We start from the raw sequence: 16,490 nt of genomic DNA, 5'->3' as shown, positions 1-16,490 counted from the left end.
GCCGATAGGGTGTGGTCATGGCGATCAAGGACGTAACCGCGCGTCGAAAAGCAGCGAAAGACTTCGCTTCCAAGTGGAGCAAGATCAAGCGTGAGAAGCAGTACGCGCAGTCCTTTTGGAGCGACTTCCTCCGATACGTCGTCGGAGTTGAAGACCTACTCGCAGCCGGGGTGGAGTTCGAGTACCCCGTCCGAAGCAGCACCACGAACACCATTCAGTTCATTGACGTGCTGTGGAGCGGCATCGTTCTCATCGAGCACAAGAGCGCCGGGAAGAGCCTTGACGCTGCCGAGAAGCAAGCGCGTGACTACCTTGTCTCCCTCCCGTCTCACGACCGTGCTCCGTTCCTCATCATCAGCGACTTCGCAACCATCCGCATCATCGACGTGTTCCAAGGCACCACGTCAGAGTTCGCACTTGACGAGCTTCCGGCGAACCTCCACCGGGTAGAAGCCGTTTTCGGGGAGTACGACAAGAACGCCACCATCAACGAGATTGTCGCTGACAGGGACGCGGCAGTTCTGATGGGCGACCTGTTTGAGACGTTTGAGAAAGCCGGGTACACCGGTCATCACGTCTCAGTCTTCCTCGTCCGTGTCCTCTTCCTTCTCTTTGGTGACGACACCTACATGTGGAAGAAGAAGGGACGCTTTCAGGAGATCGTTGAAGCCACCCGCCCTGACGGATCCGATGTCGGTAGCCGGTTACAGGAACTCTTCTACGTCCTCGCTCACGAAGAACGACCGCCCCACACGGATCCGCTGCTCGCCGCCTTCCCTTACGTGAATGGCGGGCTGTATGACAACAAGGACGATCTCCCGTTCTTCAAGTTCACCCCCGAGATGCGGGAAGCGCTTCTGAAAGCCTGTCACTACGATTGGTCGGGCATCAGCCCTGCTGTTTTCGGTGCGATGTTCCAAACCGTCAAGAGCAAAGAAGAACGACGGGCGCTTGGAGAGCACTACACCTCGGAGCAGAACATCCTGAAGCTCATCCGTCCGCTTTTCCTTGATGACTACTTGGATCGGCTGCGCAAGGTGTGGGATGACGTTAAGGGGTTGAGGGAGCTTCGTAAGTCGCTTGGGGAGAGGAACTACATTGACCCCGCGTGTGGCTCCGGTAACTTCCTCATCGTTGCCTACAAGCGTCTCCGCGACATTGAGTTGAAGATCCTTGCTCGTCTTCAAGAGCTTGAGGGAACTCAGGGACAGGTCGGGTTGGAGATTGCGAACGCAGACAATGTGGGCGTGGTGGTGAAGCTCACACAGTTCCACGGCATTGAGTATGAAGAGTGGTCTTCACAGATCGCAACCGTGGCGATGTATCTCGCTGACAGGCAAGCGAACCTCGCAATGGATGAGGTGTTGGGGTCATCTCCCAACCGTTTCCCGCTGAAGGAATCCGCCAAGATCGTGAGGGGCAACGCTCTCCGTTTGGATTGGGCTGAGGTCTGCCCGATGGACGACAACACGATCATCATGGGCAACCCTCCGTTCTACGGTTCAACGAACCTGAACGCGGAGCAGAAGCAAGACGTTGCGTTGGTGTGGAAGGGACTCAGCGGTTCCGGCATCCTCGACTACGTCGCGTCGTGGTATCTCGTGGCGGCACGACACATCGAAGGAACCAAGGCTGTAGCGGCGTTCGTTTCCACCAATAGCATCACTCAGGGGCAGCAGCCCGCAGTGATTTGGAACGTTCTCTATCAGTTGGGTGCCGCTATCGACTTCGCTCACCGCACCTTCCGGTGGAGGAACGCGGGCGGTAAGGAAGCAAGCGTCTATGTGGTGATCGTCGGCATCAGTTGGCATGGAGACACCCCGAAGAAGGGGAAGCGGTCGCTGTGGTCATACGAAACCGTGAACAGCGACCCTGAGCTTGTCGCGGTGGACAACATCAATGCCTACCTGTTGGACGCCCCAAACCTTCTCATCCGCAGCAGGAGCAAGCCCCTTCGTGCGGACAGCCCTCCCATGACCAACGGCAATAAGCCGGTGGACAACAACCTGCTCTCCAAGATCAGCGCTGAGGACGCTGCGCGCATCCGGGCGAATGACCCCATTGCGGCGAAGTACCTGAGGCGAGTTGTCGGCAGCGAGGAACTCATCAACGGCATTGAGCGGTGGGGGCTGTGGATGGTGGGGGTTGACCCTAACGACCTGCTCAACAGCCCGGTGCTGAAGGAGCGCGTTGAGGCTGTGCGGGCGTTCCGTGCGGCATCAACGAAGCTCGCCACTCAGAAGGATGCCGACCGGGCGTGGGAGTGGCAGCAGATTAACCGTCAGCCCACCGTCGACTTCCTTGGGGTTCCCCGGCACTCATCTCACGACCGGGACTATACGCCGTTTGAGTTCCTGACCCCCGACTTCGTGCCGAACGATGCGCTCTCATGCGTTATCGGGGCAAGCACTGAGACCTTCGGTGTGATGAGCAGCAAGGTCTTCAGCGTTTGGAACAAAGCGGTGTCGGGACGGTTGAAGGAAGACCCGCGCATCTCTTCTGAGATCACCTACAACAACTTCCCCTTCCCGGTCTACACGGATGATGCTCGTAAGAAGGCTGTGACGGTCGCAGCAGAGAAGGTGTTGGAAGCACGTGCTCAGTTCCCGGACTCCACACTCGCGACTCTCTACAACCGCGCAGTGATGCCAACCGTCCTCCGGAAGGCACACGCAGATCTCGACAAGGCTGTTCTCAACGCCTATGGGCTGCGTACCAACACGAGTGAGGTCGGAATCTTGGAGACGCTGTTCAATCTCTACGAGAGCGTCACGGCAGGGCTGCTTGCGGCTGCTCCGAAGAAGCGTCAGAGGCGCTAAGACGGGCTTTCAATGAACTGAGAGAACAACGCTGAGAGAAGTGTTGTTCTCTCAGTTCATGCTTCTCAGCACGACACCGGTTCAGAAGCCGAACATGGCACCGATCCACGAGTGCGGCATCGACGTGTAGTCTCCATCAGCCCACAGTGGACGCATCACAGTCTCGAACTTTTCAGACCCAAGCGGCTCTTCCACAATCTGCTGCCACGCAGCCCACCTCAACCGCATCGGCTGATGTTCCAACAGCGCATCAGTGAGAAGCTCAAGAGGACAGTCCTCCAACTCCACCAAATCCACTTTCGTCCAAACATCAGCTACCTCCCAAGCCCACAACATGACCTGAGAAGTCATACGCGGGTGTTTCAGAGCCGCTTCGCGAACATATGGGTTACTACCGCCCACGAGCCATGCCAACGCGTCAGGCGGCGTCCAAGAGTTGTATGCCACAAGCTCTTTCACTTGCGCAGAAGGGTGCTGAGCCAAACACCAAAGACGGAAAGGGTTGGATGAATCTATCGCTTCTCGCTCATCCGGGTCGTTGATCGGCACGCACCCATCCCCTCGTTGACGATCTAACTCTACTCAACATGATGATTTTGCTGTTCATCGGAGTGTGTTCTTACCGATATAGAAGGTGGACATCTTACGAAAGGCACCCAACATGAACGCAGACATACTGAACTTTGACAACGACGAACCCACGCTCTACGAACGACTCACCACAGACCACCTCCACCCCAAAGAAGATGACCACAGTGCCTACGCCGGGATGATCCGCGATCTCTCCCTTGAACCCCTCATCCGCAACTATCAGCTTTGGTGTGCCAACCACGGCATCACCCCATCCACCCACCGCGTAGAAGACGATGTGAGGGACTACCCCATCCATGCGATCTACTCATTCGGTGAGGACAGCAGTGTTGAGTTCTACACCTTATTCCCGATTGTGGACACACGTCCACCAAGCAACGGCTACAACACCCACGCGGTGATGTCTGACGACGGTGGATTAGTCGAGGTTCACAGAACTGAGTACCGTCCTGTTCGAACCAAGACGCTCATCATCAGTGTGCCCACCCGAGAACACCGTGAACAGTTCGAAGCCTTCATCAACGAGACAGCCGCACGCATCGCATACGACTACGACGATGAGTACTACGAAGTTGTTATCGCACTGAGTGACATCTTCAGAGCAGAGATGAGTGGGATAGCGACCGAGATTGAGAATGTCCGAAACGCTCACGCCAACGAACATGCCGTGTTGGGTTTCCTCCCTGAGGATGAGGCACCGGGTGAAGCAGCAGCGTTTACCCTCAGCCCGAACTCTGACACTGACCACTGTGTTCAAGTGCCAATTGCCTGTGTCAGTCCATCGCTTGACGAGTGGCAGTTCGATGGGCTGCTCCTGTTCCCTTGTGACGTTCAGACGTGGCGCATGGTTGACCTCGCTGCGTGAACCTATGCGAGAACCCCCACCTGATTCAGGTGGGGGTTCTTCGTGTCAGTACGTGGTGTAGAGCACACCGTTACAGATGACCGGGTAGCGGGGAAGGTCTTCGCTACCAAAATAGGTGACCTCTACGCAGTATGTGGATGGTGGTATGGGGCGTCCGAAGTTGTAGGGGTCTACGGGAGCCTTGGTGTTGTTGCCGAACGCTTGGGAGAGGTAGCCGTCTGTATAGCTGTCCTTCCATCCGGCACGAGAGCGGCAATCTTCCACATCCTCAGTCAGAACGACGTTCGCGTAGGTGTCCACGGGCTTTGAGGCAATACATGAAGTGATTGTTTTCGTTCCCGCAACAGCAGCAGCCACGACAGCGGTTCTACTGACCGCTGCTTGGTTCATAGCGGGTGGAGCGGTGGCGTTGGATGTGGTGGTTGCTGCGAGAGAAGGAACAGCGATTGCTCCCGCAAGGATGAGGGCGGAAGCACCTATCGCAGTGAGTGTGAGTGTTTTTCGTTTCATGGGTTCTCCTTGTTCATCTCTAATATCGGAAGATCTGACACGAAACATGATGAGACCCCCTCGTTGAACAAGTCAGAGGGGGTCTCAGTCGGAGCGTTTAGAAACAGGTAGCGGTTGCGATTGAACTTCCGTAGCAAGTGAAGTTCTCTTGGATTCCGATACGTGGATCTTTGGAAGTCACTGATGCTTCTGCGCTGAAGTCAGCACCATCAACGTCGACCGCTCCGTAGTTGTAATTGTAGCTACCTTCAATATTTAAGTAGGTAGTGCTTCCACTCCACTCGGTGCGGTCGGTTCTGTTGTTTGCTGCGATGTTGTCTTTCACCATTTGAAGAACAACCTCACGAGCCGCAGCACGTTCTTTTGCGCCAATATCAGCTGCTTCGGCTGCTGAGTAGCGAGCGCGACAGTCAGCCTTCTGCTGAGGTGTGCGTAACCAACCTTCGTCAATATTGTCTACGTAGTGGTCAGCCTCGTATGAGCCGTACCATCCGTGTTGTAGAGCAACCTCTTCCGGTTGTAGTCCGCCGAACGCTTCACAACCTTCAGCTAATGAGCCGCCGCCTTCGCCGGGGTTACCAAGTTCATCTGTCCATTCGGTGTAACCGGGGATGCCCTTACAGTCCTCACCGGAGTGAAGGCGTCTTGCTCCATCTTTGATAGATGAACACCATACGGATTCACTACTCTCGTTGGTGGCAAGAACAGTGAAGTCAGACCACCCACCACCGATGGTGATTTTGGTGTTCTCGTCTGAGAGGCTGATGTCTTGATACTTGGCTTGTTGTGCGGTGAGGGTTTGACCATCCACGGAGCCAACTAAGGGAGCGACTTGAGCAGCAAGGTTGTTGCCGTTCGCGGAGAGCTTGGTGGGTATGGTTACGTCAGCCATGTTCTTCACGTCGCTCTTCACTCCTGCGTCTATGGCTGCCTTCTGTTGCCCGGTGAAGATGGGGATCGCTATCGCTGCGAGGATTCCGATGATGACGACTGTGATCATCAGTTCGATGAGGGTGAAGCCTTCTTCCGATGCTTGCGCTTGTAACTCTCTAAGCTTTTGAATCATGTTGGTGTAGTCCTTTCGTTGTTCATTCCCTTCTAATATCGGTAGATCTCAGAAAATGCGGACGGGACAAGATCGCGTCTCTCTACGACCGTGAATCAGGGCGAGACATGGAACTGCCCCTTGCTCAAGAAGAACGAGGGGCAGTAGCGAGAACGGGAGTGACTCAGAACGGTTCCATGTTCCAAAAGTCGTCATCTTCAACCTCATCCAAGGTTGGTGTTGACGGCTCGATGAACGGGTAACCGTGTTCTCTGATGAAGGCTTTCAAGTTCTCGCCTGTGGTGTTCTCAGCCATGTTGAGAAGTTCGTATCGGAACTCGGGGTTCTCTTCACACATCCACCTCCACGTGCCCTCACCGAACAACAGCACGGTCTCCGTCAGTGCGGTGCTGAAGAACTCTTCACGGCGAGCCTTCAACTCATCAGCAACACCCATTCGCTCAGCGAAGTTGGTGGAGAACATGATGAGCTTCTTGCGGTAGAAGAGTTGCTCAACCTGACGGAACCAATTACGAGCAGCGGGGTCAGCTTCAAGTAGTTCACCTGACTCAGTGATGTGACCGCCTTCAGCAGCACGTAACGCATCCCATATCGACATGTGCCCTTCCTTACCCGCTGACTTCCCGGTGATGAGTTCACGAGGAAGCTTGTTGATGTAGTGAGCAACCTTCTCAATCTCATCAGCGGCTATCCAAGAGAAATCCTGTGCTTCCTTCTTCGCGGTGATTCCGTGCTTCTTGAGAGCGCGTTCCCAACGACCGTATAGACGGTTCACGAGCTCGTCACGCTCCGAAGCGTTCAGACGACGAGTGGAACCCTCTTCCGTAGGAAGAGGGTCAAGGAAGAGAACGATATGAAGGTGAAGGTTGTGGGTCACATAGTTCCAATCCACGCCGCGCTTGTTGGGTGCGGATGACTTGGCTTTCGCGGGAGTAGGCACCAACTCAGTCACGATGACGCGGGCACGCACACCGTAACGCTTTGCGTCCTTGCTCCACTGTGCTCCACCAAAGACGCTACGAGATGCCACACTCTTGAACACGTCATGGCGATGAGTAAGCTCCCAATCCGTGTGAGTGTGAACCTTCACGGCATGTTCTTCTGCGTAAGCAGCTACCCGTGCTCTGAGCCTCTCTGACCTTCCGACAGGAGAGTAGTTCTTCTCTGACTCTCTGAACGCCGTAAGGGCTTCTGCGTCGTTGCGGAAGTGGTACTCGGCGTTGTCAAACTGTGGAGTTCGCGAATAGACACTACGCGCGGACAACGTGAGGAACAGGGCTGTGCCACCACGAGCCACGTGAGCACGAGTCGCAACTGTAAGTTCAGCAGCATCCTGCTTCGCGCGTTGTGTGGAGCAGATGGGGCAGAGAGCACTCTTACAAGACTGACGCGCCCACTTTGAGAAGATGCCTTTGGATGTGTGTGTCCTAAGTAGTGCAGTTCCGTTGGAGCCTCCACGACGAGAACGGAAACAGTTCCTACCGCTTGCGGTTGAAGAGATTCGGTTGAACGTGATGTGGTCTCGGTATAGACGAGCGCGATTTCGTTGATGCTCAGTTGTGGCACCACGAGCGTCGAATGCCGCATCAGCTAAGTGTTGCTCGTTGAGCGTGGTGGTTGAGGGTGTCATCGTTAGGTCTCCTTCAGGGTGAACTGCCTTTCAGTCGGTGGCAGGATCAGGGGTTGTAAGTGTTATCGGCAGATCTCGTCCGTAACGGACAGAACGCTTCAAAAACTTGAAGACCTGAAGTTCCTAACGGGCAAAACGAAACCCCCACGCCGAACAAGCAGCGTGGGGGTTTCAGGTGGTCACTCCGCTGAACGAAGCAGATTCATTGGGTTGACCTTGGAGACAGGACGTGGAGGTAGAAGCTCTATCGGTTCCACGACATCCTCAAGCGTGGTGTACTCACCCGCAGCAGCACGTTCGTCACGAAGCGGGATGTCCGCGAACACAAAAGTGACCAACAGATTGCCGTCCTCATTGAACGGAGAGGCGAAAGCGAGCACAGTTGAAGGGATAGCGGGGTCAGCGTTGTACATCTCAACGAGATCCTCAACGAGTTCTTCGTTGTAGACATCCGGGTTCTCAACCGCCAAGCGAGTCATAGAACGTGAGATGTATGGGAACACTGACATCAAGTGCTTGTAGTCATCATCAGCCGTTTCAGGATCAAACTCGGCACGCTGCTTCTTCTCTAAGCCGTAGTCGATCTTTCCGATGGAAGCACGAGACCCCAACTCAGGATGACGCTGCTTCAAGAACGCACGCGTGGTCTTCTTCGTATGAAGCATCACTGCTTTCATCTCAGGTGTTTGGTCAGTGATCTCGCTCATGGAGTCCTCCTTGGTTAGTCGTTCCCCTTCTATATCGGCAGAATCGCCACAAAAATGCGGGCGAGGGTGAAACAACGAAGTGCCCCACCTGACTCAGGTGGGGCACTTCAACACAAAAACCGAACAACGATACGAACCGAGGTGGCACAAGTACTATCGGCTCATCTGTTCACAGCACGCACCACCTCCACTTTCGGACTATCAACAGTCTGAGGACACTCAGCCGTGCCCGTCACCCAACGGTAGGTAGGCGAACCACCCACCACGGTCTGTGTAGGTAGGTAGAACTGCGCTGTGAAGCGGAAGCGAGTGTTCCACTCAAAGCCTTGCCCTGTTTTCACACTTGCCCAACGGAACGCAATCGTTCCATCCTGACGGTAGCTATCCCACGTGCTCCAAGCCCACGAGGACTCCACGTAGTTCAGGGTTGGTGACACATCCCGCAGGGGAGCGTTGAAGTAGCGCCAATCAGTAGCGTTGCGAACGTTCGTTCCTGACACTCCTACGCTTGGGAAGCGAACAGGAAGCTGCTCACCGTTACGCATCACTGTGAGAGCATCAGGCTGACCACCAACGGTGGTGTCACCACTGATGTCACATACCCAACGTGGTTCACACGCGCTCGGGATGAACAGTCCATCTGAACGGACGCCTTCAACAAGTGGTGGGTTGAAGTTACATGCGTAGGTGTATGGAGTCGCGGAAGTGTCCACTCCGGTGCGAGAACAGTCGTAGCGGGCGGGAACACCCAACCAAGATGGATAAGCCCACTTCTCACAGATTCGGTAGTCCAAACGCCAATCCAAACGGTAGAACCCGTAGTCAGGGTCTCCGTTGGATTTCGTGGAAGTTCGCCCGGTGAAGGATGGTTGCCATGCCCCGGTGTACGCCTCAGGATTTGCGAGGTTCACGTTTCGGCTGATGTAACCGGAGGTGTTGGAGAGGTTGCCTCCACCGTTATAGGTTCGCACCTGTGACGCGTTGGGGCTTGTTCCTGTGAGGAAGAAGGAGCCTTGACCGCCTGTGTAGATCTTTCCGGAACCTTGTAGGCGTTCAATCGGAGCGTATGCGTCGGTGGGGTACAGGCAGTAGTACCACGCGTAGGTTCGTCTACCGGTGTTCGGGTCTTGGTAGAAGACCGTCACACGACCGTTTGAGGCACGGTCAGAGCGTGGAGCACAGCTGAACCATATCTCGCCGCCTGAGCCTGTGTATGCGCCACCATCAGCGAACGAGCAGTTGTAGCGGTTGGAGTTCTCAGCAGGGTAGGTGCCGGTGCTTTGCCCTCCACCAACAGGAAGCCACGAGTCGCAGGTTCGGACGGTCATCACGAAGTCTGAGGAAGAGTGACCTCCGCCCCCGCCACCCGTGGAACCTGAGCCACCGGAGGATGCTGTGTCCTCCCAATTGCTTTCACCGCGAACGGTGGAGTCGGCGTAGCATTCAGCAGCGCCACAGTTCACCGCATGAGCGGATGTCTCACTGAGCGTGAGTGATAGGGCTGCGCCTGTTAGGACGAGGAAGCCTCCAAGTATGTAGTTGAGTAATCGGTTCATACAACGGTCAAACCCTTACTCGCCTACATGCTCTTCAATCAGCCCACCGATCTCGTCATCAACGGGAAGAACACACTCGTGGATGGTTCCGCTTGGCGTGGTCTTGATACGAACAGCGATAGCACCGCTCTCACATTCGTAGGTCTGACCTTCGTATTCAACGGTGGTCTGACCCTCCGCAAGGTCAATGTCGACTGCCTTGTCCTCCACGCCGCTGATCTGCTCACCCTCGTCAGGGGTCTCAACAGGTGTGGGTTCGGTGGTTGCGGGTGCGGTCACGCTCGGCTTGGGTGTGGGTTCTGCGGTGCCACTACACGCGGTGAGTGTGATGCTCGCAGCCACGATGAGGCTGAGGACTGTGAGGCTCTTCTTGATAGTCATTGGTGTTCTCCTTTGGTCGGGACTTCACAAGCTATATCGGTTAGTTCTCCGATCTTGTGTTAAGTACATCCCTAACGAGAATGACTTTGAGAACTCCCAACTTGACATGTTGTGTAGTACATAGTAGAACACTTCTCCGAAAAGCAACATTCCCGAATCGAAAAAGAAGGTTGGAGGATGTCAGTACCGGAGTGGTGTGACTTCCTCCAACCTTCGGTGATCAGAGACTACTTTTACCCCTGAGCCTTGATCTGTGTTGGAGAACCTTTATGGGTTCGGTGACATGTTCAACGAAAGGACTGATTCAAACGGGGAACCTTGTCTCCTTCTATATCGGCAGAAGTACGCCAAAACGAACGAAACCCACCAACTTTTCAGTGGTGGGTTTCGTTCAGGATGATTCTCAGTCTTCAGCGAAGGAAGAGAGGAAGGCATCAATCTCAGCCGTTCTGTCTTCACCTACGTCCACAGGGGGAGTGCCCTCGGGTAGAGGGAACGCCTCTATCAGCCTCTCAATATCCTCGTCGCTTGTGTATGCGAACCTGATGAGATGAAGCCCATCGTCGCCAACCACGTTAGCGATACCGGACGAGAAGTAGCCGTTTCCGACTGTTGCGCGTGGAATCTTGTTAGCAAGCGCACCTTCGTCACGAACGGCACCATCTCCGAGAACGATGTCAACATGACTTGCGGAAGCAAGACGAAGCGCGATTCGGTTGATGTAGTTAACACGAGTATCACCCAAGACACTCGCAACCACTATCTGAGTCGCGGCAACGATGAAGGAGAAGTCAGAAGCACCTTGGGTAAGAATCTCGTCCCAAAGAAGCTGACGCGACTCTCCTGTGTATCCCTCACTCTTCATCACAGTCTTGTTGTTCATCAACGCCACAATCTCATCGACGATGAGGATGTCAATGGGGGTCTCGGTAGACACCTCTCCATGACGCCCGGAGATTTCTTGTTTACGCTTCATCTCGGAGTGGAACTCATCGAGTAGCGCTCCTTGCTCGTTGGAGTAAATCGCGAGACGGTAGAACAGGGTGGTGTTGCGAAAATCTTTGAACTCCGCATTCTTGGGGTCGATACCCCACAGACGAACCTTGCCTTCCTTCACAAGGGGTGCGTAGTACTCAAGGATTCTTTGAATTGGAGAACCCTTTCCGGAACGGCTCACGCCCGCAATCAACGTGTGTGAGAGGTCAAGGTAGATAGTCGTACCCGAAGCGTCAACGCCGATTGGAAGACGGAAGAGGTTCTCGCGTGAGTGATTCGCGTACATCGCAGCGTTGGGACGAGCTTCAATCAGTTTCTCCATCTCAGTTTTCTGTCTCTTCATGTTGATGTGAATGAGAACTTGGTTGGATGGACGGTCGGGGTTAGCAACGACGTTCACCCCGAAAGCGCCTAAGTCGTTGTTGATGATGGATATGTTGCTGATGAGCTTGTCCGCTGAAGTTCCCTCTTTGGTGAGCAACAGAACTTCGACCACGCCGTCTTCTATCTCCCGGGCATGGTCAATGTAGCGGTTGGCGTCACGGACGCGTTCAAGATGGTTTTCCTCCTTTGCCTCTCTTTGCGCAACCTTGAAATCTTCCTTGCTCGCGAAGTCTCGTTCTACAAGCCTGTCTACCGGATACTCGGTAGTTGGTGAGTAGTAGTTGACAAGGGTGGAGGGGAGTTGCTCATCAACCTTGACCTCGAACTTGGTTCTCGTGTCTTTCTTGGTTGTCACTTCCTCCATCACGGGTGGATTTAGAAAGCGACGAATGCCGATGTAGAGACCTACAACTACTGACACCGCCAAGAAGTAGGCGGCAGAGAAGAAGGCAAATGCCGTGGTTGTGTTTCCAAGCTTGAAGATTAAGCTCGCTACGAACACTCCGAACGAAACTGCCAACCCCGCAACGTGAACTTGAAGGGGATAACGAGAGATGACGAACAGGAACGCAAAGTCAAGTATCACAAGGAAGACCTGAGCGAAGTAGACCCCGCTCGCTACGGCTATGAGTGTGATTCCGGCGAACGGTGCGAAGAATAGTATGATTATCCCCGCGATTACACCAAAGATGCCGACCCCGCGCAGTATTGAGTGTAAGAGCTCAGCTACCGGAGAGGGCTGCTCCACTCGCGGACGAGTGTACAACTCGTAGAGGTCTTCCCACGGGTCTTGCTTGTTGGTTAACAGTTCCCAACGGTTGATGCGGGGTAACTCTTCTTCTTTCTTTTTCATGGTGTGTCCTTTCGGTTGATTGGGGTAAATGGTTGTGGTCGGGGTGGAAGGTTCTTGAACCTGTCCGGGGTGTGAAGGTTGAACTTCGTTGGTTGCGGTGAAGATGATGCTGACGGTTGAGCGTTCAGCACGTTCACGTTTACCCGCCATATGTCGCTCACATGGTTCTTCACTGTGTTCTTCGCTCCGTAGGGAGTGGACACCAACACGAGGTAGTCAGTTCTCCCTATCCTTTGACGGAACGGTTCGTTCGCTGCGGTAACCCTGTCGGTGAAGCAACGGATGCTTGCTGAGGCGGTGATTTGAGAAGAGAACTCCCTGTTCAACCAATCGGCACAGAGGCACCACTGCGTGTGGTTGATTGCCACGAAGAGCATCTGTACTTGACTACCGGCGTGAAGGAACCCTTCTCTCACTCCGTCTGTCATCGCAGGGGCGGGTTCTCCTATGTGCTTGAAGTAGGCATTGATGAAGTCAGCCGGTTGTGGTGGGTTGGGTGGATTGACTGCGGGAAGCACAGCAACAGCAGCGCTCGCTCGGTAGACAGAAGAACGCACACGCATCTCAAACTCGTTCGGGTTCATGCGGACTCCTTCAACAGAGGAACCCCGAACATCGCGGACAGTTCACGCGACTCAAATGAGCCGTAGAGTCCACCACGAGTGCGAAGGTTCTCTATCCCGATGCGACGAGCCTCCACAGGCTCTCTCTCGTCTTCCACGAGCTTCGTGATGGTGGGGTAGTTGGCTGAGGTGTCAGCAGCAAGAACACAGCGACTCTTCTTCCAAGCTTTGATGCGCCTGTTGTACTCGCGAGAACGGCGAGCAAGTAGTAGCTCCGCAGCAGCAAGCTCATCAAGCAGCTCCTGATGTCCTTTTCCATCGGATACACCACGCACAAGGTCAGCACGCAACTCTTCAACTTTTTGACTCAGTTGCTTCCTGAACTCAGGCGTGAGTTCGTAGGCGCGTTGCGCAGCAGTCAGAGCTTCAACGTCACCGTTCTTCTTCGCTTTCGCTATCGCACCCTTGGCGTGAGATGCGCAACGGGGAGCGGGTTGAGGTCTACACATAGACAGTCCTTTCATCTGATGATTGAGAGGGCATGTCCGAAACTCGTCCGAAACTCGTCCGAAAACTGTCCGAAGGAACCTCTCACAAGTTTTATCGGCAGATCTGCCGTGAAGTGGTTCGGGTCACTTCAAACCATCAGTGATGGTCTTCACTGAGTCGAGTTCACCGATGTATGAGGTGGTGTCGTTGACGAACTTCTGTTGCGTGTCAGCAGCGTTGAAGCCCGCGAACACGACGTAACTGATGAAGCCCACGACGAGCAACACCTTCACAACCGTGTTCGGAATGAAGAAGGTGAGTAGCACCACCATCACGACAGCGATTGCGGGTATGAGTAATTCAGGCATTTTGGTTCTCCTTGGTCAGGCACTCAGGGGAGAGTGATGATCTATCTCTAACGAGCAAGATGATGACGAGGAACAAAAATGCGGATGGGACGGAAACTTGTCCCTCAACCCATTTCCCGGTCAGAGGCGCGAACGAAGAACCCCCACCTGATTCGGTGGGGGTTCACGAACGTCAGTGCCTTCTCTTTGGTCTGAGTATCTTGTTTATGAAGTCAGTGATGCTTCCCTCGGTTACCTTCTCCTTCGCTGTGTCAGCAGGAGGTAGCAGAGGCTTACTCTCCTTCACCGAAGTGACCGCACTGAGAGGAACTTCCACGGAGGTTGTCTTCATCGGCGCAGACGATTGCTTGTCAGGGAAAGGAAGAGGCAGAGGTGAAGGCAGTGGAGAGGGCTTCGTCGCTGACGGCGCAGCCTTGACCGTAGGAGCAGGAGTGCTCTGAGCATCCGAACGGATGGACGCCCTGACGGTGCTCTTAGGTGTGGTCACAGGCTCATCCGTGGAAGTTGAGGTCTTCACAGTCGCGCGAGCCTTCGCATCTGATGGACTCACCCCTCCCTTGCCGGTTAGTAGCTCAGGACGGAGAGATGGTTCGGTCTTCTTTGAAGGCGATGTACCACGAGGGAGAGAAGCAGCAGCGTGTAGCTCAGCTTCACGAGGGTTCATATTCTTCTTTGGAGCACCGGGCATTGGAAGAGCAACGGTGGGTGGGGTTGTGGTGAACATTCCGTTGTAGTCTTCGATGAGTTGCGCATACTTCCCCACTCTGAGAAGAGCTTCGTCACGAGTGAGTCTCTTGCGCATGCTGCCGAACTTCGTTTCGTCCGCCCATCCACACTCAACGCCGTCTACGTGAGGGACGCTCGGTAGCGCAGCAATGTACTCGTCATATACATCACGGTCAGGGTTGTTCTTGTAGTTCGTGGGAGAGTGAACCTTCGCCTCAGCAGCGATAATGCCCGACGCGAACTGCTTCGTGTCATAGTGATGCGCGAGCGCAAGCACCTTGGTGAAGTGAGCGCTTGTACGCAACTGAACATATTCAGGAGGTAGCTCGGCAATCTCTTCCTCTGTGGCATCCAAGTCACACATCGTCTTGAACGCCTCAGGGTTGTTCACACGAAGTCGAGTGACTACCCCATACGCGTCCCGCTGCTTCTTGTCAGCAGCGACAGGAGATTGACCCCTCACCTCGTAGTAGCGGTTGGCAAGAAACTTCAAGTTCTCCAACCTGTTCGCGTCCACCGGGTAGATGCGACCGTTCCCGAGCTTCACGGTGGGCTTCAAGTCGGCTACTGCGCCACTCTCCACAAGCTCATCGGCGGTGCGTTCAAGGTCACGAGAGAGCTTTCCGAAGTTCTCGGGGTCTCTGTCTATGTCCGCTAATGCCTCAGTGATGAGCCTGTGGTCAGGGCGGGACTTGAAGGAAGGGTCACGGGTCACGGCGCGCAGCACATCCACACGAGCAGCATGAAGCTGACGAACGCTCATCGCTCCACCGGCTACAGCGTTCAGGTCAACGTCACGAGATAGCTTCAAGAAGGAGGCGCGGTTCTTCTCGTAATTGTCCTTCTCAGTCTCAGACAACTTAGAGCCGTTGGCTTGGATGCGTTGTAACTCCGACAGGCGGTTCTTCTCTTTGGCATCCAACACTGCCTTCGCGGAGAGTTCCTTGAACGATGCCTGTTCCTCAGGTGTGAGAACGGAGTCATCAGCAAGGATGCGGGCGTATACGGAGCAGCGGTTCTCCGCATACAGGTAGAGGGCGGGGGCGTGAGTGGCGCAGCGTGGTCCTTCACTCTTCAATTGGCACATCAGGGTCTCCTTGTGAGAGCGGGTCGGGGAATGCTCTCACCAACTGTTATCGGTAGGTTTCAATCAGTTCGGTTGTTTCGGTCTCATCAGCGACGAACACAAGCTCTATGAAGCGACCCGCACGAGCGAGCGCTACCTTCCCTTCGGGGGAGCGGTAGTAGACGGATCGGGCTTGGGCAAGCCGGTCGGGTTGGGGATGGGTGGTTAAAAACTTCATGAGTTGGTCTCCTTGGATGGTCAGGCGGGGGGTGTACTTCATCTCTAACGAGGGCGAAGTACGACGAAATGACGGATCCTCTGTGTAAAGTGGCTTTCAAACCTGACTGATTCAAGGAAGCAAGGTGAAGACAATGGCAGAGGAACAGTTCTTCTCGCTCAAGGAAGCAGCGGAGTACCTCGGTTACTCTGTCGCGTGGCTCAACGACCCGGAGAAGAAGAAGGCTCTCAAGGATGGTGGGGCTGAACTCGGTGGACGTGGGCAGCAGTCCCGTATCCCTCAGTCCCTTCTTGACAGCCTCGGGTGGAAGAACGAGAACCCCCGCAAGAAGCGGGCTGTCATCACCGGCGACCTTGACGATGAGGGGCTGAACAGCCTCCGCGCCGAACTGTCCGGGTGGGAGAGCGACCTTGCCGAAGCCAAGGAGCGAGTCATCGAACTCACTCAGGGCATCAAGGACAAGAAGCAGCAGATCACCCGCTACGAGCGTGAACTCGTGAAGCAGCAGGAGAAGGCAGCACGGGACGCTGAGAAGAAGCAGAACAGCGCCAAGACCAAGAAGCTCGCAGAACTCCGCAAGGCGAAGGAGAAGGCAGAGAAGGATGCGAAGCGACTCGCAGACCGACTCGCCAAGCTCGAAGCAGAAGCCAACGCCTGAGCAACAGCAAGAAGAAGCGCCCCA

Annotated in this window: 14 protein-coding genes; 3 read left to right on the top strand and 11 right to left on the bottom strand. The window is 54.8% G+C overall.

The genetic code is table 11. The features are described from left to right. The first annotated feature begins 17 nt into the window (after nucleotides 1–17). Nucleotides 18–2,819, top strand: a complete 2,802-nt coding sequence (locus M3C17_RS09660) for a DNA methyltransferase (RefSeq protein WP_259977476.1) — start codon at nucleotides 18–20, stop codon at nucleotides 2,817–2,819. Nucleotides 2,820–2,900: 81 nt separating this feature from the next. Here M3C17_RS09660 and M3C17_RS09655 read toward each other — a convergent pair whose 3' ends face one another. Continuing rightward, on the bottom strand, nucleotides 2,901–3,368 hold the full coding sequence (locus tag M3C17_RS09655) for a hypothetical protein (RefSeq protein ID WP_259977475.1): 468 nt from the start codon (nucleotides 3,366–3,368) through the stop codon (nucleotides 2,901–2,903). Nucleotides 3,369–3,480: 112 nt separating this feature from the next. On the opposite strand from M3C17_RS09655, the gene M3C17_RS09650 reads away from it, so the two are divergent. After that, nucleotides 3,481–4,275: a hypothetical protein gene (locus tag M3C17_RS09650; RefSeq protein WP_259977474.1), complete on the top strand. Its 795-nt coding sequence runs from the start codon at nucleotides 3,481–3,483 to the stop codon at nucleotides 4,273–4,275. A gap of 45 nt (nucleotides 4,276–4,320) precedes the next feature. On the opposite strand, the gene M3C17_RS09645 is transcribed toward M3C17_RS09650, so the two are convergent. The 10 genes from M3C17_RS09645 to M3C17_RS09600 all read right to left on the bottom strand — a co-directional run bounded on the left by M3C17_RS09645 (nucleotide 4,321) and on the right by M3C17_RS09600 (nucleotide 15,591). Next, complete coding sequence (locus M3C17_RS09645) at nucleotides 4,321–4,785, bottom strand: hypothetical protein (RefSeq protein ID WP_259977473.1); 465 nt, start codon at nucleotides 4,783–4,785, stop codon at nucleotides 4,321–4,323. Between the two features lie 97 nt (nucleotides 4,786–4,882). Then, nucleotides 4,883–5,851 (bottom strand): prepilin-type N-terminal cleavage/methylation domain-containing protein, encoded by a 969-nt coding sequence (locus M3C17_RS09640; RefSeq protein WP_259977472.1) that lies wholly within the window; start codon nucleotides 5,849–5,851, stop codon nucleotides 4,883–4,885. Nucleotides 5,852–6,014: 163 nt separating this feature from the next. Further along, nucleotides 6,015–6,941, bottom strand: coding sequence for a hypothetical protein (locus tag M3C17_RS09635; RefSeq protein WP_259977471.1), 927 nt, complete (start codon nucleotides 6,939–6,941; stop codon nucleotides 6,015–6,017). Nucleotides 6,942–7,660: 719 nt separating this feature from the next. Then, a complete protein-coding gene (locus tag M3C17_RS09630; RefSeq protein WP_259977469.1) occupies nucleotides 7,661–8,188 on the bottom strand; it encodes a hypothetical protein in 528 nt (175 codons plus the stop codon). A gap of 1,571 nt (nucleotides 8,189–9,759) precedes the next feature. Beyond that, the gene (locus M3C17_RS09625; RefSeq protein WP_259977467.1) at nucleotides 9,760–10,125 is read right to left on the bottom strand and encodes a hypothetical protein; all 366 of its coding nucleotides are present in this window, start codon (nucleotides 10,123–10,125) and stop codon (nucleotides 9,760–9,762) included. 403 nt (nucleotides 10,126–10,528) lie between these two features. Further along, entirely contained in the window at nucleotides 10,529–12,358 is a 1,830-nt protein-coding gene (locus tag M3C17_RS09620) for an FtsK/SpoIIIE domain-containing protein (protein ID WP_259977466.1), read from the bottom strand. After that, the gene (locus M3C17_RS09615) at nucleotides 12,355–12,942 is read right to left on the bottom strand and encodes a hypothetical protein (protein ID WP_259977465.1); all 588 of its coding nucleotides are present in this window, start codon (nucleotides 12,940–12,942) and stop codon (nucleotides 12,355–12,357) included. Before M3C17_RS09615 ends, M3C17_RS09620 begins: the two co-directional genes overlap by 4 nt. After that, nucleotides 12,939–13,445 carry a hypothetical protein gene (locus tag M3C17_RS09610; RefSeq protein ID WP_259977464.1) on the bottom strand — a complete coding sequence of 169 codons (507 nt, stop codon included), beginning with the start codon at nucleotides 13,443–13,445 and terminating at the stop codon, nucleotides 12,939–12,941. The genes M3C17_RS09615 and M3C17_RS09610 overlap by 4 nt, the downstream gene beginning before the upstream one ends. A 108-nt stretch (nucleotides 13,446–13,553) precedes the next feature. Beyond that, nucleotides 13,554–13,778: a hypothetical protein gene (locus tag M3C17_RS09605; protein WP_259977463.1), complete on the bottom strand. Its 225-nt coding sequence runs from the start codon at nucleotides 13,776–13,778 to the stop codon at nucleotides 13,554–13,556. Between the two features lie 172 nt (nucleotides 13,779–13,950). Further along, complete coding sequence (locus tag M3C17_RS09600; protein WP_259977462.1) at nucleotides 13,951–15,591, bottom strand: hypothetical protein; 1,641 nt, start codon at nucleotides 15,589–15,591, stop codon at nucleotides 13,951–13,953. 350 nt (nucleotides 15,592–15,941) lie between these two features. Here M3C17_RS09600 and M3C17_RS09595 point away from each other — a divergent pair, with 350 nt between their 5' ends. After that, nucleotides 15,942–16,466, top strand: coding sequence for a hypothetical protein (locus tag M3C17_RS09595; protein WP_259977461.1), 525 nt, complete (start codon nucleotides 15,942–15,944; stop codon nucleotides 16,464–16,466). Nucleotides 16,467–16,490: the final 24 nt, after the last annotated feature.

The organism is Microbacterium sp. p3-SID336, from assembly GCF_025143365.1.
GTDB lineage: Bacteria > Actinomycetota > Actinomycetes > Actinomycetales > Microbacteriaceae > Microbacterium.
This window is presented reverse-complemented; position numbering and strand designations above follow the sequence as displayed.